This is a genomic window from Microbacterium sp. NPDC076768, assembly GCF_040687205.1.
GTDB lineage: Bacteria > Actinomycetota > Actinomycetes > Actinomycetales > Microbacteriaceae > Microbacterium.
This window is the reverse complement of the sequence record NZ_JBFBMU010000001.1, coordinates 819,764-837,120: the sequence shown is the minus strand read 5'-3', so window position 1 is coordinate 837,120 and position 17,357 is coordinate 819,764. Positions and strand designations below refer to the sequence as shown.

20 protein-coding genes are annotated in these 17,357 nt (G+C 62.7%); 6 read left to right on the top strand and 14 right to left on the bottom strand.

Features of this window, described 5'->3' with window-relative positions:
- Window positions 1–27: 27 nt before the first annotated feature.
- A complete protein-coding gene (locus tag AB0O87_RS04215; protein WP_363512022.1) occupies window positions 28–1,242 on the top strand; it encodes an amidohydrolase in 1,215 nt (404 codons plus the stop codon).
- Here the strand turns inward: AB0O87_RS04215 and AB0O87_RS04210 are convergent.
- The 13 genes from AB0O87_RS04210 to AB0O87_RS04150 form a co-directional block, all read right to left on the bottom strand.
- Window positions 1,239–1,961: a GTP pyrophosphokinase family protein gene (locus AB0O87_RS04210; RefSeq protein WP_363512917.1), complete on the bottom strand. Its 723-nt coding sequence runs from the start codon at window positions 1,959–1,961 to the stop codon at window positions 1,239–1,241. The two genes, AB0O87_RS04215 and AB0O87_RS04210, sit on opposite strands and share 4 nt — an antisense overlap.
- Window positions 1,962–2,114: 153 nt before the next feature.
- Window positions 2,115–2,990, bottom strand: coding sequence for a GyrI-like domain-containing protein (locus AB0O87_RS04205; protein ID WP_363512020.1), 876 nt, complete (start codon window positions 2,988–2,990; stop codon window positions 2,115–2,117).
- Between the two features lie 73 nt (window positions 2,991–3,063).
- A complete protein-coding gene (locus AB0O87_RS04200; protein WP_363512018.1) occupies window positions 3,064–3,474 on the bottom strand; it encodes a hypothetical protein in 411 nt (136 codons plus the stop codon).
- 7 nt (window positions 3,475–3,481) lie between these two features.
- Complete coding sequence (locus AB0O87_RS04195; protein WP_363512016.1) at window positions 3,482–3,940, bottom strand: effector binding domain-containing protein; 459 nt, start codon at window positions 3,938–3,940, stop codon at window positions 3,482–3,484.
- 174 nt (window positions 3,941–4,114) lie between these two features.
- On the bottom strand, window positions 4,115–4,900 hold the full coding sequence (locus AB0O87_RS04190; RefSeq protein WP_363512014.1) for a TspO/MBR family protein: 786 nt from the start codon (window positions 4,898–4,900) through the stop codon (window positions 4,115–4,117).
- Between the two features lie 197 nt (window positions 4,901–5,097).
- Entirely contained in the window at window positions 5,098–6,060 is a 963-nt protein-coding gene (locus tag AB0O87_RS04185; RefSeq protein WP_363512012.1) for a siderophore-interacting protein, read from the bottom strand.
- A complete protein-coding gene (locus AB0O87_RS04180; protein ID WP_363512010.1) occupies window positions 6,050–6,850 on the bottom strand; it encodes an ABC transporter ATP-binding protein in 801 nt (266 codons plus the stop codon). Before AB0O87_RS04180 ends, AB0O87_RS04185 begins: the two co-directional genes overlap by 11 nt.
- On the bottom strand, window positions 6,847–7,920 hold the full coding sequence (locus AB0O87_RS04175) for an iron chelate uptake ABC transporter family permease subunit (RefSeq protein WP_363512008.1): 1,074 nt from the start codon (window positions 7,918–7,920) through the stop codon (window positions 6,847–6,849). The genes AB0O87_RS04180 and AB0O87_RS04175 overlap by 4 nt, the downstream gene beginning before the upstream one ends.
- Window positions 7,917–8,960: an iron ABC transporter permease gene (locus AB0O87_RS04170; RefSeq protein ID WP_363512006.1), complete on the bottom strand. Its 1,044-nt coding sequence runs from the start codon at window positions 8,958–8,960 to the stop codon at window positions 7,917–7,919. The genes AB0O87_RS04175 and AB0O87_RS04170 overlap by 4 nt, the downstream gene beginning before the upstream one ends.
- Window positions 8,961–8,994: 34 nt before the next feature.
- Entirely contained in the window at window positions 8,995–10,020 is a 1,026-nt protein-coding gene (locus AB0O87_RS04165) for an iron-siderophore ABC transporter substrate-binding protein (protein ID WP_363512004.1), read from the bottom strand.
- Between the two features lie 193 nt (window positions 10,021–10,213).
- Complete coding sequence (locus tag AB0O87_RS04160) at window positions 10,214–10,417, bottom strand: cold-shock protein (protein WP_017831237.1); 204 nt, start codon at window positions 10,415–10,417, stop codon at window positions 10,214–10,216.
- 139 nt (window positions 10,418–10,556) lie between these two features.
- Window positions 10,557–11,609, bottom strand: coding sequence for a DUF998 domain-containing protein (locus tag AB0O87_RS04155; protein WP_363512002.1), 1,053 nt, complete (start codon window positions 11,607–11,609; stop codon window positions 10,557–10,559).
- A gap of 69 nt (window positions 11,610–11,678) precedes the next feature.
- Window positions 11,679–12,134: an SRPBCC family protein gene (locus tag AB0O87_RS04150; protein ID WP_363512000.1), complete on the bottom strand. Its 456-nt coding sequence runs from the start codon at window positions 12,132–12,134 to the stop codon at window positions 11,679–11,681.
- A gap of 98 nt (window positions 12,135–12,232) precedes the next feature.
- Here AB0O87_RS04150 and AB0O87_RS04145 point away from each other — a divergent pair, with 98 nt between their 5' ends.
- The 5 genes from AB0O87_RS04145 (at window position 12,233) to AB0O87_RS04125 (ending at window position 15,620) form a co-directional block, all read left to right on the top strand.
- Window positions 12,233–13,270: an FUSC family protein gene (locus tag AB0O87_RS04145; protein WP_363511999.1), complete on the top strand. Its 1,038-nt coding sequence runs from the start codon at window positions 12,233–12,235 to the stop codon at window positions 13,268–13,270.
- An 18-nt stretch (window positions 13,271–13,288) separates the two neighbouring features.
- Window positions 13,289–13,951, top strand: coding sequence for a DNA alkylation repair protein (locus tag AB0O87_RS04140; protein WP_363511997.1), 663 nt, complete (start codon window positions 13,289–13,291; stop codon window positions 13,949–13,951).
- A 135-nt stretch (window positions 13,952–14,086) separates the two neighbouring features.
- Window positions 14,087–14,458, top strand: coding sequence for a hypothetical protein (locus AB0O87_RS04135; RefSeq protein WP_363511995.1), 372 nt, complete (start codon window positions 14,087–14,089; stop codon window positions 14,456–14,458).
- On the top strand, window positions 14,455–15,105 hold the full coding sequence (locus tag AB0O87_RS04130; RefSeq protein WP_363511994.1) for a hypothetical protein: 651 nt from the start codon (window positions 14,455–14,457) through the stop codon (window positions 15,103–15,105). The genes AB0O87_RS04135 and AB0O87_RS04130 overlap by 4 nt, the downstream gene beginning before the upstream one ends.
- Complete coding sequence (locus tag AB0O87_RS04125) at window positions 15,102–15,620, top strand: hypothetical protein (RefSeq protein WP_363511992.1); 519 nt, start codon at window positions 15,102–15,104, stop codon at window positions 15,618–15,620. The genes AB0O87_RS04130 and AB0O87_RS04125 overlap by 4 nt, the downstream gene beginning before the upstream one ends.
- Before the next feature lie 68 nt (window positions 15,621–15,688).
- On the opposite strand, the gene putP is transcribed toward AB0O87_RS04125, so the two are convergent.
- Complete coding sequence (putP, locus tag AB0O87_RS04120; protein ID WP_363511990.1) at window positions 15,689–17,200, bottom strand: sodium/proline symporter PutP; 1,512 nt, start codon at window positions 17,198–17,200, stop codon at window positions 15,689–15,691.
- Window positions 17,201–17,357 lie beyond the last annotated feature (157 nt).

Here is a 17,357-nt window from a genome sequence, read left to right as displayed (position 1 = left end):
GCGCGAACGCCCAGCTAGGCTCGGCCCATGACGATCGATCTCGAAGCGCTCTACCTCGACCTGCATCAGCACCCTGAGCTCTCGTTCCAAGAGACGCGCACCGCCGGCATCGCCGCCCAGCATCTCCGCGACCTCGGACTCGAGGTGGAAGAAGGTGTCGGACTCACGGGCATCGTCGCGGTACTGCGCAACGATGATGGACCGGTCGTCTGGGTGCGGGCAGATATGGATGCACTACCGGTCGAAGAGCTGACAGGGCTCCCCTATGCGAGCACCGCTCAGGGGGTCGACCGTGCGGGCAAGACCGTTCCCGTGATGCATGCCTGCGGCCACGACATGCATGTCACCGCGATGATCGGTGCGGTCGAGAAGCTCGTAGGCGAGCGCGCCGAATGGTCGGGAACGCTTGTCGTTCTTATTCAGCCTGCCGAGGAGTATGGCGCAGGAGCCAGAGCGATGCTGAACGACGGCATCCTTGACCGCTACCCGAAGCCAGACGTCGTGCTCGGCCAACACGTCACCCCGCTGGCCGCTGGAACTATCGGCGTGCGCACCGGCACACAGATGGCGGCATCCGATGGCCTGACCGTGACCCTGCACGGTCGAGGCGGGCATGGTTCGCGCCCTCACTCCACCATCGACCCGATCGTGATGGCCGCTGCAACGATCATGCGACTGCAGACCATTCCTTCGCGAGAAGTGGATCCGCAGGGGGTCGGTGTCGTTACTGTCGGATCGATCCACGCTGGCCTCAAAAACAACATCATTCCCGCCGAGGCGACGCTCGAACTGAGCCTCCGCTACCCCGATGAACAGTCGCGCCAGAAGGTGCTCGCGAGCGTCGAGCGCATCATCCGCGCGGAGGCGACTGCGTCGGGCGCCGAGCGCGAACCCGAGATCCGCACCGATCACACCCTGCCGCCCACGATCAATGATGAAGAAGCAACAGCCAGAGTGACGTCGGCGCTGAAACGCGCCCTCGGCGACGACGCTGTCATTGACCCCGGCATGTTTACCGGCAGTGAAGACGTCTCCTGGTTCGCGCGGGATGCCGGAGCACCGCTCGTCTTCTGGTTCTGGGGCGGTGTCGACCCCGCACGCTTCGCTGAGGCATCGGCCGCTGGCCGCGTAGCTCAGGACATTCCGACCAACCACTCCCCGTTCTTTGCCCCGGAGATCCATCCGACAATCGACGTCGGCGTCACGGCGCTTTCTTCGGCTGCGCGGGAGTTTCTTGACTAAACCTTCACCACACCAGACGCGGGCGGCACCGTAGGGGTAGGAGGTGGCGGTGGCGCGAGTTCGCGTTGCGGCACCCCGTGCGCCTCCCTGTGCAAGCGCTCCATGCGAGTGTCGAGCTCGGCGGCTGCGTCAGCGGCATCCGACAAGCTGGTGACCAGGTGCGATGGCACCTGGTTGGAGAACTTGTAATAGATCTTGTGCTCGAGGCTGGCCCAGAAGTCCATCGCGATTGTGCGGAACTGCACCTCCACGGGCACCGACAGCGCCCCGGTGGAAAGAAAGACGGGCACCTCGATAATCGCGTGCAAACTCTTGTAACCGTTGGCTTTCGGTTGCGCGATGTAGTCCTTGACCGTCCGCACAGTGACGTCGTCTTGCGCCGTGAGTAGGTCGAACAGGCGATACACGTCGGCGACGAAACTGCACGTCACGCGAACTCCGGCGATGTCGGTGATCTCCGCGCGGATCTGATCGAAGTCCGGCTCTTCCATCCCTTTGCGGGCGATTTTTTCGACGATGCTGTCTGGCGTCTTCAGCCGACTCTTCACATGCTCGATCGGGTTATACGCGTGATCGTGCGTGAACTCGTCGCGCAGGATGGAGATCTTTGTCTCAACCTCGCGCATTCCGAACTCGTACTCGCGCAGGAACCGCTGGAGCTCGTCACGCAGCTCGCGGGCCTGGTTGATCGTGTCCTCAGTGACGTGAACGGTCGACATATTCATGACGCTACGCTCCCGTCATCAGAAACCCCTGTGGACCTCCCTTCTCTCCCCCCTCTCCCCCCTCAACTGAACTGCTCCCGTCGCACTTTCTGTCGCCTCAAACGCTCGTAAGCGACAAGAAGTGCGACGGGAGCAGACGGGGTGGGGCTAAGCGTGGTGGAGGGGGAGCATGAGGTGGGTGCGCACGGCTGTTGGGGAACTTCCCTGAGGGAGGGTTACGTACTGCTCGATGACCGGATCGTTAGTCAGCTGCCGCCCGGACTGAGGAAGCCAGCACCCCAGCAACCACGCATAGCTTTCGGGCATATCCGCATATGCGCCGACGTGCGTGAAGACCGCGTAGCGACCTGGGCGCACCGAAAACCAGAACGGATTCGGTGCGTCTGGCGCGAGCGCACGCAGCTCAGGATCGAACCCCTCCGGCACCCTCATGCATGCCAGCGATTCCAACTCGTACTCAGGGGTAAGCGTCGGATCGGTGAGGTAGGCGCCATACATCTCGCACTCATCGGCAGCGACGCCATGCGCGAGCAGCCAGATTCGAAGGTCGTGAAACGCTCGATCGATGGTGAGGAACGACCCACGATGTCTGACCGCGACGCACCGAACGCTCGCAATCTCTGTCTCACGAACCGGATAGCGACGCGGATCGTCTGCCACACGGGCGACCCGCAGGTCAGCATGACTGCCGCTCGTGCGGTACTCCGCTGGCGTGGTCCCGATTGCAGTCCGGAAAGCCCGTGTAAACGACGAAACGTTCGGATACCCGCACCGCTCGGCCACCTCGCGAACCGGAACACTGTCGGCCAGCATCGCCACCGCTCGTTGCAGTCGCACCCGCTTGATCAGGGCAGGAAGCGATTCACCGAAGGCAGCGGCGAAAATCCGATGCCAATGCCGCGGCGACATCCCCGCAATCTCAGCCAGCTTCACAAGGTCGAGCGGTTGGTCCAGATGATCGTAGACGTAGGAGAGCACGACGTCGAAGCGCTCCTCGTACGAAAACAACTGCTCTCGCTCCACAACGCATCTCCTCGACCGTCAGCTTCGGCGTGGGCGACCGCCACACGACGATGCCTCAGTGTCGCACGATGATCTAGTGCTGCCGCAGATGGAGGGTAAAGGTGCGCTCAATGAGGCTCCGCAGCTCAGCCTCAGGAAGAGGGCCGTCGTCCGGTATCAACACTGCCCGGTTACCCTCGTAACTCAGATGGCTGGTTGTGGCCCTCGATTCGGCGATCAGCGGTGTGCCGCAGTGCACGAATACCGCCGGCGTTCCATCGCGAGTTGTCCCCAGCCGAATCGCTGTTCCGACGCGCTCGCGAACGGGGCGCAGGCTGGGCTCACCCCAAGCGAGGTACTCTCGCAAGCCGCCACCCTCAGGGATCTCCGCCGCAACGGCGAATGCGAGCGCTCGGACCGCCGCCAGCCGTTCGGCAACCTGATCAGGGAAGTCTGCGAAAGCGGCGGCGACCTCCTCAGGCATCGCGGGGAGCGGAGTAGACATTCTGGCCTCAGCCTTCTTCGTGCACGCCGAGGGCCACGAAGGCACCCTCTGATCCGTACTGCTCATACTCACACAGGAAGGTCTTGCGGTCGTCGTCGAATGCCCAGGCCTCCGTCCACGCCTCGAGCACCCGGGTGGGGTCGCCCTCCGGAACGGTGAATATGGCCCGCGCGGACTGCGGCACACCCACCAGCGTCATGCCTTCCGGAATTGGCGTTGCCGGGTCGACCTGGACGCCGATGAGGAAGGTGAACCAGCCGTCACGGTGAGCGCCGGCATTCTCGAGGTGCGTATATACGGCATACACCTCGTCGCTGGAGCGGCCAGGAACAGCATCCAGCAATCCTTCGCCGTAGATGCGACTCCAGAGCGACGGGATGGCGTTTGCAGAACCCGGTCCGTCGGTGCGCACGGCATAGCCGAGGACGGTGAAGGGTGCGTTCGTCGAAAAATGTGGATTCGTCATCCTTCGACGGTAGGCATCCGCGACTGTGCAATACGTGCCATGCCCGCTCTACGGATCGCTCCCGTCGCATGCCGTTCACAACTCAGGAAGACTGCCACCGAAACACGTCACGCGCAGCGTTTTCTGCGCTGACGGAACAGTATTCCTGAGTTGTGAACGCCGTAGGAGGCGGCCTCAGACCGAACGGCGTCGACGTACCGCCGCCACCACGGCAACCGTGACCAGAACAACCGCGACGATGATCGCGGTGATCGCGGTCGGGGTGCTCTCCGGCTCCCCAGCCAACCGGCCGACGGCGAGCCAGGCCAGGCCCCACGATGTGGCGAGCGCCGGTGCAACCCGGCCAGTCACCCACGCCGCTGCCGATCCGATGACGAGTACGACGATGAGTACCGCGATAGCCCATGCATCGGCGGCTTCTCCCCAGCTTTCCGGGGCAATCTGCGTGAGCCACGCGGTCGCATTCGCGACAGTTGCGATCGTCACCCAACCGAAGTGGAGGCCGTTGGCACCGTCCGTCAAGATGCGGTCGGCGAGGTTTCGCGCCGGGAAGCGCCCGAGAATCACGATCACGCGGGCGAGTGAAGCCAGCAACAGCGCGATCACGACCACCGTCAGCCACAACGACAGATACTGCGCCGTGACGAGCCATAGCCCGTTCAGCACCATGGATACGGCGATCCATCCGCCGACCGCTTCCTGGCGCGCGTCTTGCCGCTGCGCGGGCAGCGCCTGCCACACCGTGTATGCGATGAGTCCGAGGTAGATCAATGACCAGATGGAGAACGCTGGCCCGGCGGGAGCAAGGTACGAGCCCTGCTCCGAGAGCGCTCCGTCTTGCAAGTTGTCGACGGATGTTCCGCCGAACACCCCTGCCCCGATTGTGGCGGCAGCCAGCATAAAGCTGGCCGCGGCGATGATCAGAGACTGGCGGCCGATGCCCTTCGTTCGTGAGTCCATGCCCCGCACATTACGTTCATGCAGATCAAAACGCACGCACCTTGACAGCGAGTTCGCTAACCAGGTAAGCAATCTCCCCCTCCACCCACCCGCGTCACCCCTACCCCCCCCTCGCTCCCGTCGCACTTTCTGTCGCTTCTTGAGCAACAGAGCGACAGAAAGTGCGACGGGAGCGGAATGGGGCAGGTGGGGGGGGGTCAGCCGCGCATGGCGACGCCGCGGCGCCAGTAGCCCATGAAGGCCACCTGGCTGCGGTCGATCCCGAGGTCTTTGACCAGGTGCCTGCGCAACGTCGTCACGACACCGCTCTCCCCCGCGATCCAGAAGTAGCGTTCAGCGGGAGCGCGCGGCCCGGCAATCTCTTCCCCGAGCCCGGAGTAGCCTGGCGTCTCCCACAGGAGGCTGTCACCCTCGATGTCATTCACGCGGATCTCGTCCGTCGCGTCTGCATCACCGAGGTATTCGAGCACAGCAGGAATCAGACGCAAACCGTGCGGCTCTCCGATATCACGCGGCAACCAGCAAATCTCGATGCCGGATGGCGCATCGATCCGCAGAATGTCGGCGGGAGACGGCACCTCGATGAAAGCGACACCGCGCTGGTCACGCGGGGCATCTTCCAGAATGCGCGCGATCGCCGGTGCCGCGGTTTCGTCACCAGCCAGCACAATCGAGTCGGCCGCACCGGGGGCAAACTCCGCCCCACCATGAACATCAACGCCTAGTCCGCGCCGCGGTCCCACCAAATAAAGCTCCTGCCCCACCTCTGCGGCGCTGGCCCACAGCGACGCAGGCCCGGTGAGCCCAGGTTCGAGGTGCAAGACAAAGTCAACGTCTACCTCGGTGCCTGCCATGTCATCGATGCGAACATCACGCACCGAGTACGTGCGCATCGACCCGCGCTCTTCCTCCGGCACCGCGAGATACGTCTGCCACCAACTGTCCGACTCTCGATCGAGCTCGGGGAGCACCCCAGAAGCCGGCGGAAAGACAAGCTTGATACGGCTGTCGCAGACCTCGCCAGGTGTGCAGATTTCGGAGAGCTCTTCACCGCCGAAAGTCACCCGCACAAAAGATGGCGATACCCGCGCGACGGCACGAACCACGGCACGCGTGAGAATGTAAGTCGGACGTTCGGTCGTTGTCGCTTTAGCGGACATGGTGCCTCCCGATCGGTGTGACCATCGGCTTTCCGGAGACCGGGTCGATGGTGATTTGGTTGGCGAGGCTGAAGACCTCTTCGACGAGCTGCGCTGTAACAATCTCTTGCGGAGCACCGGTCGCATGCACCCGGCCGTCCTTCATCGCAACCAGCTCATCGGCGTACCGGGCAGCCAGGTTCAGATCGTGCAGCACCATGACGATGGTTGTGCCGCGCGAGACGCTCAGGTCGGTCAGCAGATCGAGCACCTCGACCTGGTGCGCCACATCGAGGAAGGTAGTGGGCTCATCCAGCAACAGAATGTCGGTCTCCTGGGCGAGCGCCATCGCGATCCATACGCGTTGCCGTTGCCCGCCGGATAGCTCGTCGACGCTGCGGTCAGCCAGATCGGAGACGCCGGTCGCGTCGAGCGCATCGGCCACCACTTCGTAGTCGTGCGCGCTCCATCTCGCCAACATCTTCTGATGCGGGTGCCGCCCTCTTCCCACAAGGTCGGCGACCGCGATGCCTTCCGGCGCGACCGGCGCCTGCGGAAGCAACCCGAGCACCCGCGCGACCTCTTTGGTGGGTTGCGCGTGCACAGACTTGCCGTCGAGGACGACCTGCCCAGCGCTCGGCGAAAGCAGCCGAGCCAGCGAGCGCAGCAGCGTGGACTTGCCGCAGCCGTTCGCTCCCACAATCGTCGTAATGCGGCCGGGCGCGATGGTCAGATCGAGTCCGTCGATGACGGTGCGATCGCCGTAGGCGAGGGTCACGCCCTCCGCCGACAGGCTGTGCGAGACGGTCATAGCGAACCCCCGGAGCGGTTTGTACGGATGAGCAGGTAGATCAAATAGGGCGCGCCAATCACACCGGTAACGACACCAACGGGATAGCGGGTTCCGAAGGCGAACTGGCCGATCAGGTCGCCTCCAAGCACCAGCACCGCACCGACCAACGCAGACGGCAGCAGCAGATTTGCGCCTGGGCCGGTGAGACGAGCGGCGATCGGGCCCGCCATAAAGGCCACGAAAGCAATCGGTCCGGTAGCGGCCGTCGCGAACGCGAGCAACGCGACCGCACCGACGATGAGCAATAGCCGGGTGGCGTTGACCCTGACCCCCAGCCCCGCAGCCGACTCATCGCCCAGCTGAAGAGCACCCAGCGCTCTCCCGTTTCCCAGCATCAACGGAACGATGATCACCGTGGCGATCGCGACGGGCAGCACTCGCTCCCACGACGCGTTGTTGAGGCTGCCAGCCAGCCACTGCATGGCGGTCTGGATATCCCAGCTCGGAGCACGCGACAACATGTAAGAGACCACGCTGTGCAGCATGGCCGCAACGCCGATGCCAATCAGAATCAATCGTGTGCCGGCGAATCCCCCCTTGATCGAAAGAAGGTAGATCACAAAAGCGGTGATGAGGGCTCCACCAAGCGCGAACAGCGAGACAACCGGCCCGTCGAGCGAAAGCACAATAATGCCAAAAACCGCCGCCGCGCTGGCACCGTTCGAGATGCCGATGATGTCTGGTGATGCCAGCGGGTTTCGTAGCATCGTCTGAAAACAGACACCGGCAATGCCGAAACCGACACCGGTAAGTACGGCAAGGACCGCACGCGGAAGCCGCAAGTCCCCCACAGTGAACGATGCGCCTGGAACAGTTTCGCCGAAGATGACGCGCATCACTTCAGCCGGAGTGTAGAAGGTATTGCCCACCATGAGCGCGATAGCGAACAGGGCGAAAAGCAAGATGCTCAGCACGATCGTCGCGACGGCGTGCCGACGATGGCGGGCACGTCGTCCCGCAACGATGCGCGTGATCCGTGCGGCTGCCGATTCGTCTACCCGATCAAGAGTGTGTTCGCTCGTGCTCACAGCTCACGCACCTTCTGTTTGCGCACAATCCAGATGAAGAAGGGTGCACCGATGATGGCGGTGATGATCCCGACTTGAATCTCCTCCGAGGAGGGGGCAATCACACGTCCGATGATGTCGCTGGCCGTCAGCAGCGCGGCACCGACAACGGCGGAGAACGGAAGCAACCACCGGTGATCGGTGCCGATCAGCATGCGACACATGTGCGGCACCACCAGCCCGACGAAGCCGATCGGCCCGGCGATCGCTGTTGCCGCTCCCGCAAGGATCACCGCGCCCAGCGCCGAGACCATCCGGGTGCGGAACACGTTTTCGCCCAGGCCTTTGGCCATTTCATCTCCCAACGCGAGGGAGTTCATGCCGCGCGCGCTCAGAAAACAAATGAGCGCACCGAGGGCGAGCACCGGCGCAGTGATCGCGATGCGCGGCCACTCCGCACCACCGACGCCACCGATCTGCCAGGACTGGAATGTTTGCAACAGGTCAACCCGCGGCAACATAACAGCGCTGATGAGCGACGCGAATGCCGCAGAGGTCGCGGCGCCAGCGAGCGCAAGCTTGAGCGGAGTCGCCCCACCGCGTCCGAGAGAGGCGACGGCGTAGACAAACACGGCGGCGACTCCTGCTCCCGCAATTGCGAATGCCATCTGGCCATACGGATTCGAAAGCCCGAAGAAGGCGATGCCGAGCACGACGGCGAGGGAGGCTCCGTTTGAGACCCCCAGGATGCCTGGATCGGCAATCGGGTTCCGCGTCACGGCCTGCATGGTCGCCCCCGAAAGTGCGAGCGCTGCGCCGACAAGAATGGCGAGGACGGTGCGGGGAATCCGCTTGACGATCGAAGCCTGTTCGATCGTGTCTGTCTGACCATTTAGCGCTGCGACGATGTCGTCGAACGACACTGCCCGCACGCCGAACGAGATCGAAAGCACGCTGAGAATGAGCAGCACAACCACCCCAGCAACGAGCCACAGCGTGCGCACGAGCACCGGGCGCCGCAGGTGCGCGGTGCCCGGTGCTATGGCGGTGGCTGAAGTCACGTGGTTACTCACTCCGCAAACGCGGATCACACTGTTACGGGGCGAGCGGGGCAGCCAAGATCGCGAAGTAGTCGTTCAGTCCCCACGGGATCGACAGCGGTGTGGGGTTTGCTGAAGCGGCAATGGGCGTGGAATCGGGGAGGATCGCGATGCGTCCTTCCGCAATTGCGGGGATCTTGGAGAGCAGCGGGTCAGCCTGCAGTGTGTCGATGAGTGACTCGTCGCCGTAGGTGATGAACAGGTCGACATCGTCGAATTTCTGCGCCTCCTCCGCGCTCACCGACAGGTAGAACTGGTCGCTGTCTTTGTTCTCCTCCACGATGGAGGGGAACGGCAGACCCAGGTCGTGCAGGTAGCCGGGGCGCGTGTCGATCGCCGTGTAGAAACCGATCTGGCTGAGGTCGGTCGGATCGATGTACGAGAACAAGACCTTTTTGTCTTTCAACGCGCTGTTCACCTCGAGGGCAGCTTCGGCTTCGGCCTGGAGGTCTTCGATGAGGGTCTCCCCTTCAGCCTCGAGTCCGAGCGCCTTCGAGTTCATTGCGATCATGTCGTCAACCGACGTTCCCCACGCGACCTCTGGGTAGGCAACAACCGGGGCGATCTTGGAGAGCGTGTCGTACTCTTCCTGCGTCAGCCCCGAGTAAGAGGCCAGAATCACGTCCGGCGCTGTGTCAGCAACGGCTTCGTAGTCGATGCCGTCTGTTTCGTCGAAGAGCACCGGCGTCTCTGCACCGAGCTCGTCGAGCTTGTCCTCGACCCACGGCAATACGCCGTTATCGTCGTCGTCACCCCAGGTAGCCTTGCTCATCCCCACGGGAACAATTCCCAAAGCCAACGGCACTTCGTGGTTCGCCCAGGCGACGGTCGCCACCCGCTCTGGCTTCTCGGTGATGGTCGTCTCGCCGTAGATGTGCTCGACCGTCACGGGGAACGCGTCGTCGGAGGCCGGGTTGCTGTCGGCAGTCGACGCCGACTCCGGAGCGGAAGACGCGCAAGCGGAGAGCCCGAAAGCGAGCGCTGCTGCTGCGCCGATGGCAAGAATTCGAGAGGTGCGCACAGGCGTGCCCTTCGTGATTGGGGAGAAAGATCAGCGCGAGAACCGCACTCAGCCTTTGGTAAGCCTCGCCTAATCTAACAGAAAGTTAGGGTGACCTCACCCCGTGATCTTCTCCACCACCGTGACGACCGGGTACGCAAAAAACCGGCCGGATCCAAAAGGATCCGACCGGTTTCAGGAAGTCAGCGCGCGCTCAGAGAGCGCGGATGTTCGCCGCCTGCATGCCCTTGGGGCCACGCTCAGCGTCGAATTCGACCTTCTGGTTTTCGCGGAGCTCCTTGAAACCAGAGCCGGCGATAGCCGAGTAGTGGGCGAAGAGGTCGTCCGAGCCGTCATCGGGAGCGATGAAGCCGAAGCCCTTTTCCGCGTTGAACCATTTCACAGTGCCAGTGGCCATGTGTTTCTACTTTCTGTTGACTTAGCCGATTACACGGCCTACGCCGTGTCGGAACGTCCGGCACGCGCGCTCTGTCACCGTACCACGCCAGACTGCGTATCCGCACTGAGCATCCGACTCTTTTGCGAGAGTGCCGCCATCAGGCGGCGTGCAACAGCGACGACCGTGATGACGGACGCGAATGCGACGGCGCAAGGATCGCCAGCACGCGCACCAGCGTCGTCATCCACAGCAGACCCAGGCCGATAACAATCGCTTCGAAAACCGTGAGCGAATAGATACTGAATGGCTTCCAGAGCACGATCGCTATCGCCACAAGTAGGCCGACCCCGAGAGACGTCACCGCCAGCACAGCCGGAGGCCCCGGCACGGTCGTGACGGTGAGTATCGCCGCGGCGATAAATAGTACGAGCGTTGCGATCGCCACCACGTTGTGTGGCGTCGGCGTCACGTGCACCGGCAGTAGTCCCACCGCGGCGAGCGCCATGCCTGTGGCAGCCCACAGCGCCACCACCACCGCAATGCGAGGGAGGGCAGTGTCGCCGAGCATTCTGTGCAGGTCTCGACCGATGTACGACCCCACGGTCGCGACGAGGAGGCCTGCGACCACGAGAGTTCCGTTGAAGGCCCATGATCCGGTGCCCAGTTGGGAGAAGTTTGCCTCCCACCAACGCGGGTCTGCTGCCGTGATCATGGCGAAGAGTGTGCCGATCACGATGAACCCGAACAGTAGCCCGGTCAACACGGTGGTGTTTAAGCCGACGCCTGCCTCGAACGCGAACCGTCCGCCGACGGCTGCCGCAACGCCCGCAAGCAGACCGCCCCCGATAGCCGCCAGCTGCACTCCTTGCAGGCCAGCATCGAGCACTTCTGTAGCAAGCAACACCCCCATAAAGGTGACGGCGCCCAGCGCAAGAGTGAGCGCTACTGCCGAGAGGTCTGACACGAGGGACTGCCAGCGTGGCATCGGATGCCTGTCACCCTGTCGATGCAAAAACGAACTGGCGGCGAAGGCGAGCGCAGTGATGATGCCGGCGATCGCCGCGATCGGCAGCGCGATCGATCCTTCACCGGTGAGGGGGCGCGGGTCGCCGCGCAAAATGACAGCCCCCACGATGGCTCCCGCCACGAAGCAGAGCACGGAGGCCCATACCGCTCTGGTCAGGTCGCGTAGCTTTTCATCCTGATCCATACGCCCATGCAAGCACGAAAAAGGCCAGGAGCAGCCGAAGCTCCTCCTGGCCTTTTCACACAGGCGGGATCAGGCGTCTACGTCACCGCGCCACGAGCCGTTTTCGACTCCTCGGCTCTCGATGAACTTCTTGAAGTTGCCGAGGTCTTGCTTGACCGCGTGCCCGCCAACTCCGACGAGAGAGCCGATCTTCTCGAGCATTCCGGCTGGTTCCCAGTCAATCTGCACTGTCACCCGCGTAGAGGTGTCGGTGAGTTTGTGGAACGTCACCACTCCCGCGTGCTCTGTGTCGCCGCCGACACTGTTCCACGCGACGCGCTCGTCTGGGTGTTGCTCGGTAATCTCTGCGTCGAACTCGCGTGTGGCGCCACCCACCTTCACCGTCCAGCGGGTGTGTGTGGCGTCGACTTGTGTGATCGATTCGACCTCATCGAGGAACTCGGGGAAGCTCTCGAACTGCGTCCACTGGTTGTACGCCGTGCGCACCGGGACGTCGACATCGATGGTTTCGATAATCTGCACCATGAGTTGCTCCTCACTATTCGTGGGTCGTGTATGTCTATTCAGGAGCAATCGATGTGGTTGCGCGACGGGGTTGACATCCACACCAGTAGCGTTGACACATGCGCATCTCTGCCGCAATCCGCGCGTCCCAGCGCTCCCCCCTGCTGCAGGTCGTCAAATCGGCCGCGGCCACTATCGCCGCGTGGATGATCGCGGGGTGGATCTTCCCCGCCCAACTGCCGGTTTTCGCCGCGATCGCCGCACTCCTCGTCGTGCAGCCCAGCGTGAATCAGTCGCTCTCCAAGGCTCTCGAACGCAGTATCGGTGTGATTGCTGGGGTGGTGATTGCCGTCGCACTCGGACTGCTCTTGGGCTCGCCCAGTTGGATCGTGTTGCTCGCGATCGTGGTGGCGATGCTCGTGGCGTGGGTGTTTCGAGCCTCACCAGGCACGGCGAATCAAGTCGCGATTTCGGCGATGCTCGTCCTCGCTCTCGGATCCTCAAGCCCCGAGTACGCCGTCGCGCGCATCGGCGAGACACTCATCGGCGTGGTGATCGGCATCGTCGTCAATGCGCTGATCGTGCCCCCGGTTCTCGTCGCCCCCGCCCGCCGCGACGTCGGCCTGCTGGGGAGCGAGATCGCGGCAAGCCTCGACCGCCTTGCGGACGCTCTTCCGGAGGCGCAGACTCCGGCGAAGCTCCAGGAGTTGATGCTGGAAGTACGACTCTTGCGTCCGATGAAAGATGCCGCAGAGGCCTCTATCTCTGCCGGAGAAGAGTCACTCACTCTGAATCCACGCCGCTCGACCCACCGTGCTGACCTTCGAGAGATGCGCGCGCTCCTTGACCAGATCTCCCCTATCGTCACGCAGACCATTGGCATGACACGTGCCTACTTCGATCACTACGACGACACGATCGGCGAAGAGCCAGCGGTGGTGGCAATCGCAGAACAGTTGCGACGCGCCGGCCACGATGTACGCCTTGCCGTGCAGGTCGCCGAGGCCTCGCCAGAACCCGAGATCATGACTTCTGCGATTCCCGCACTCACTGCGCCGCTGGTGATCCGGCCACCATCGTCATCGCACTGGATTTTGATCGGCTCACTGATGGAAGACCTCCGCCGGATTCGTGGAGAGCTCGTCGACGAAGACTGACCACCTACTCTGGTGAACATGGCCGACATCACTGAGGCGCTGGCGGAGCTGGCGGCACTCGAAGACCCAAAAATGCGCGCTGCCAACGAGAAGCGCGGTGATGACCACGGCATCAACCTCAGCAGGATGCGCGCGCTGGCGAAGCGCATCAAGACCGATCAACTGCTCGCCCAGCAGCTCTGGGCGACGCACGAGACCTCGGCGCAACTGCTCGCCCTGCTGATCTGCCGTCCAAAAGACTTCACCGCCGACGAACTCGACGCCATGCTGCGTGAGACGCAGGTGCCTAAAGTCAACGACTGGTTTGTCAACTACGTCGCCAAGAAGACACCGCTTGCCGAAGAGCTACGGGTTCGGTGGTTTGATGACGCCGACCCCACTGTGGCCGCGGCCGCCTGGTCGCTCACGACAGTGCGGGTGATGAAAGAGCCCGACGGCCTCGACCTCTCCCACCTCCTCGACCTCATCGAGCGCGACATGAGGGATGCCCCCCAGCGGCCGCAGTGGGCGATGAATGAGACACTCGCCAACATCGGCATTTTTCACCCTGAGCACCGAGCGCGTGCTCTGGCGATCGGTGAGCAGTTGCAAGTTCTGGCCGACTACCCCACCGCGCCCGGGTGCACCTCTCCCTACGCCCCGAGCTGGATCGGCGAGATCGTGCGACGTCGCGAAGGATAATTTCGCAGGCGTGTCGTGCTCCCATTTGTGGATTTGAGACGCTATCGTTATATACTTTTGTCACTCGTGTGCGCACTGGGGGTGACCGCAAAGTGTGGTCTCTGGCGTACAAGAGCAAACTTTGGGGATTTACACATGGCTACGCAAGACGAACTGAACGCACTCATCGCGAACATTGCGAATGACATCAACGGCTTTATCGGCGCCTCTGTCGTCGATGTCGAATCTGGTCTACCGCTCGCATCGAACTCGGTCCGTCCGGACTTCGACCTCGATGTCGCCAGCGCGTACAACAGCGAAATGGTGAAGAGCAAGCGCAAGACGATCGCTGCCCTCCGCCTCGACGCGACGCTCGAAGACATGCTGTTGACGCTGGACACGCAGCTCCACCTGCTCAAGATGGTCAACGACGACACGTTCATCTACCTTGCGGCTGACCGCCAGGCAACGAACATCGCGCTGCTTCGCTCTGCGGTGAATCGTCACGTAGCGGACCTGAACGCTTGAAGAACGAGGCCGTCCAGAACAACGGCCTCGGTAGTGGTTCGCGAGTGGGCGCGTCGTCTTTTCACGAGAAGTTGAGGCGTCCACGCTCGCGGCACGTCGATCGACGTACAAATTTTCGGCTCATCTTTGCTGGCCCCGTCGGGGCAGGAAAGACAACCGCTGTTCGTGCGTTGAGTGATGTTGCACCCGTCGACACTGACGTCCCCATCTCTCCTGGTTCGCCGGAGTACGGTGATGGCGACAAGAAGACCACCACAGTGGGGCTGGACTACGGTCACTGGAGCCCCACACCCGACATCTCGGTCGCACTGGTCGGAGTGCCAGGCCAGGATCGATTCGCGTCAGCGCGGCGAAGCCCGTCTTCTGCCGACACGCGCATCCTGCTCTGGCTGCGCGCTGACCGCGGCGACATCGTGGCCGATGCTGATGCGTGGATCACCCGCTTCGATGGCGATCGCCATCGAATTGTGGTCGCTGTGAGCCATTGCAGCAGCGACGCGTTCCACACTGCCCTGGGCTCTCTGGCCGAGGTCTTACAACGACACGCCATACCTGAAACTCGCGTCTTCGCCGCCGACGCCCGCGACCGCGAAAGCGTCTTGCGGGTCGCTTGCGTGGCGCTCGACCTTCCGGAGGAAGAGTCATGAGATTAGATATTCGGGCGGACAACAACGCCCTTACGCACGAGACCGCTCACTTGTCAGATCACGGAGTTATGCACCCCGAGATCGCCGCCGACTGGGCCCTGTGGTCTGGGGTCGTCAACCAAGCAGCCCTCACCCGGCTGCGCAGCCTCGAAGAGCGTTTTCCTGAGCTGACCACCGCGGTGCTTTCCACTGCTGATGGGCTGCACATTGCTTCGGTAGGCACGACGGGTGACACCGGCGATCGCCTATCCGCAATGAACGGTTCGCTCTTTGGCGTAGCCAGAGCGGAAGCCGAGATTATCTCGGGCGGAAAAGAGCCGAGCCTCTCTGCTGTGGTCTCGGTGACAATCGGACAAAGCCAGCTCTCGCTGCTGAGCTTCGTCTTGGCGCCATACGGCCAGCTGCTTCTGTCGGTCTCTGCGACCGGAGTGCAGCTGGGAACAGTCATTGTGCAGGCGCGTTCCGCCGCATACGAGCTGATCACTGCGCTGGGACTAGCAGGCGGATCAAAGTAGCCACAAAGTGGTGCTCCCTTCGGGCCGATGAAAATCAGCCCGAAGGGAGCGGCTTTGTGGACCGACCGTTATGGCGTGTCGTTGACGATCCGTGGCTGAGGCACGACCATCATCGCGCCGGTGTCTGCAAACTCCTGCTGGATCTGGGCGTTGGGCTTGTACGTGAAAATGCTCACGACAAGTGCCGCAATGAACGCGAGGATGAACGCGGGCAGAAGCTCGTAAAGCCCGGTGTCTAGCGCCTTCCAGATGAAGACGGTACCGGCTCCGACGACCATTCCGGCCAGCGCACCCCAGTTGGTGAGGCGCTTCCAGAAGAGGCTCAGCAGGATGATCGGACCGAAGGCGGCACCGAAGCCTGCCCATGCGAAGGAAACGAGGCCGAGGATCGTGTCGTTCGGGGTCACCGCGAGGAGCGCCGCAACGACGGCGATGCCGAGCACCGCCGCACGCCCAAGCATCATGAGCGTCTTGCTCGATGGCGGCGTCTTGCGGAACACCTGGTAGAGGTCTTCCACCAGAGCAGAAGACGTCACAATCAGCTGACTGGAGATCGTGCTCATAATCGCCGCCAGCACTGCCGCCAGCACCAAGCCGGCGACGAACGGGTGCAGCAGTGTCTGCGACATCAGCAACACGATCGTCTCGGGGTTACTGAGGTCGATGTCGTTCTTGGCGATAAACGCGATGCCCACAAGGCCCGAGATGATGGAGCCGATGAGTGCAATGACCATCCAGGAAATGCCGATCCGACGCGCACTCTTCGCCTGCTGAGGGCTACGCAGTGCCATGAACCGGACGAGAATGTGGGGCTGGCCGAAGTAGCCGAGGCCCCAGGCCAGCGACGACACAATCGCGAGCACTGTGCCCCCGGTCAATGCCGCTCCGCCGAGCATGGAGAAGCTGTCAGGGGCGACGGTAGTGATGAGCGTGAGGGTCTCGTCGAGACCACCGATCGAAGTCACAGCGACGATCGGCACGACGATCAGTGCGATCAACATCATGAGTCCCTGGACCACGTCGGTGAACGATGCACCGAGGAACCCGCCGAACAGCGTGTACGCCAGCGTGACTCCGGTGACGAGCAGCATGCCGGTCAAGTAGTCGCCGTTGAAGGAGCTTTCGAAGAAGACTCCACCCGCGACCATTCCCGAAGAGATGTAAAGGGTGAAGAACACCAGAATCACGACGCCCGAGATGATGCGCAGGAGGCGTGTGTTGTCCCGCAGCCGGTTCTCGAAGAAGCTCGGCACGGTAATCGAGTTGCGTGACACCTCGGTGTACGCACGCAAGCGCGGCGCGACGAGCAGCCAGTTCAGGTAGGCGCCGATGGTCAGACCCACCGCGATCCACGCTTCGATCAGACCAGAGACGTAGATTGCCCCGGGGAGGCCCATCACCAGCCAGCCAGACATGTCGGATGCACCCGCGCTGAGCGCGGCTACCCACGGCGGTAGGTCACGCCCACCGAGCATGTAATCCTCGTGGTTGGCGGTGCGCCGGAAGGCGAGCCAACCGATGAGGAGCATCCCGGCAAAGTAAAGCCCCAGGGCTCCGAACGTGAAGAACTGATCTGACATGGTCTCCCTCTCGCCGGGCTTCGGTGCCTCGGTCGTCCTTCGAGTGTGTCAAAGGAGGGCAATATTCACCGGGTATATTCCGGTATCTCGGGGAATCGATGTCTCGCTGTTACATCGCCCGCCGCCTCGAAATGCGCCTGCAGACCGGCGACGGTGG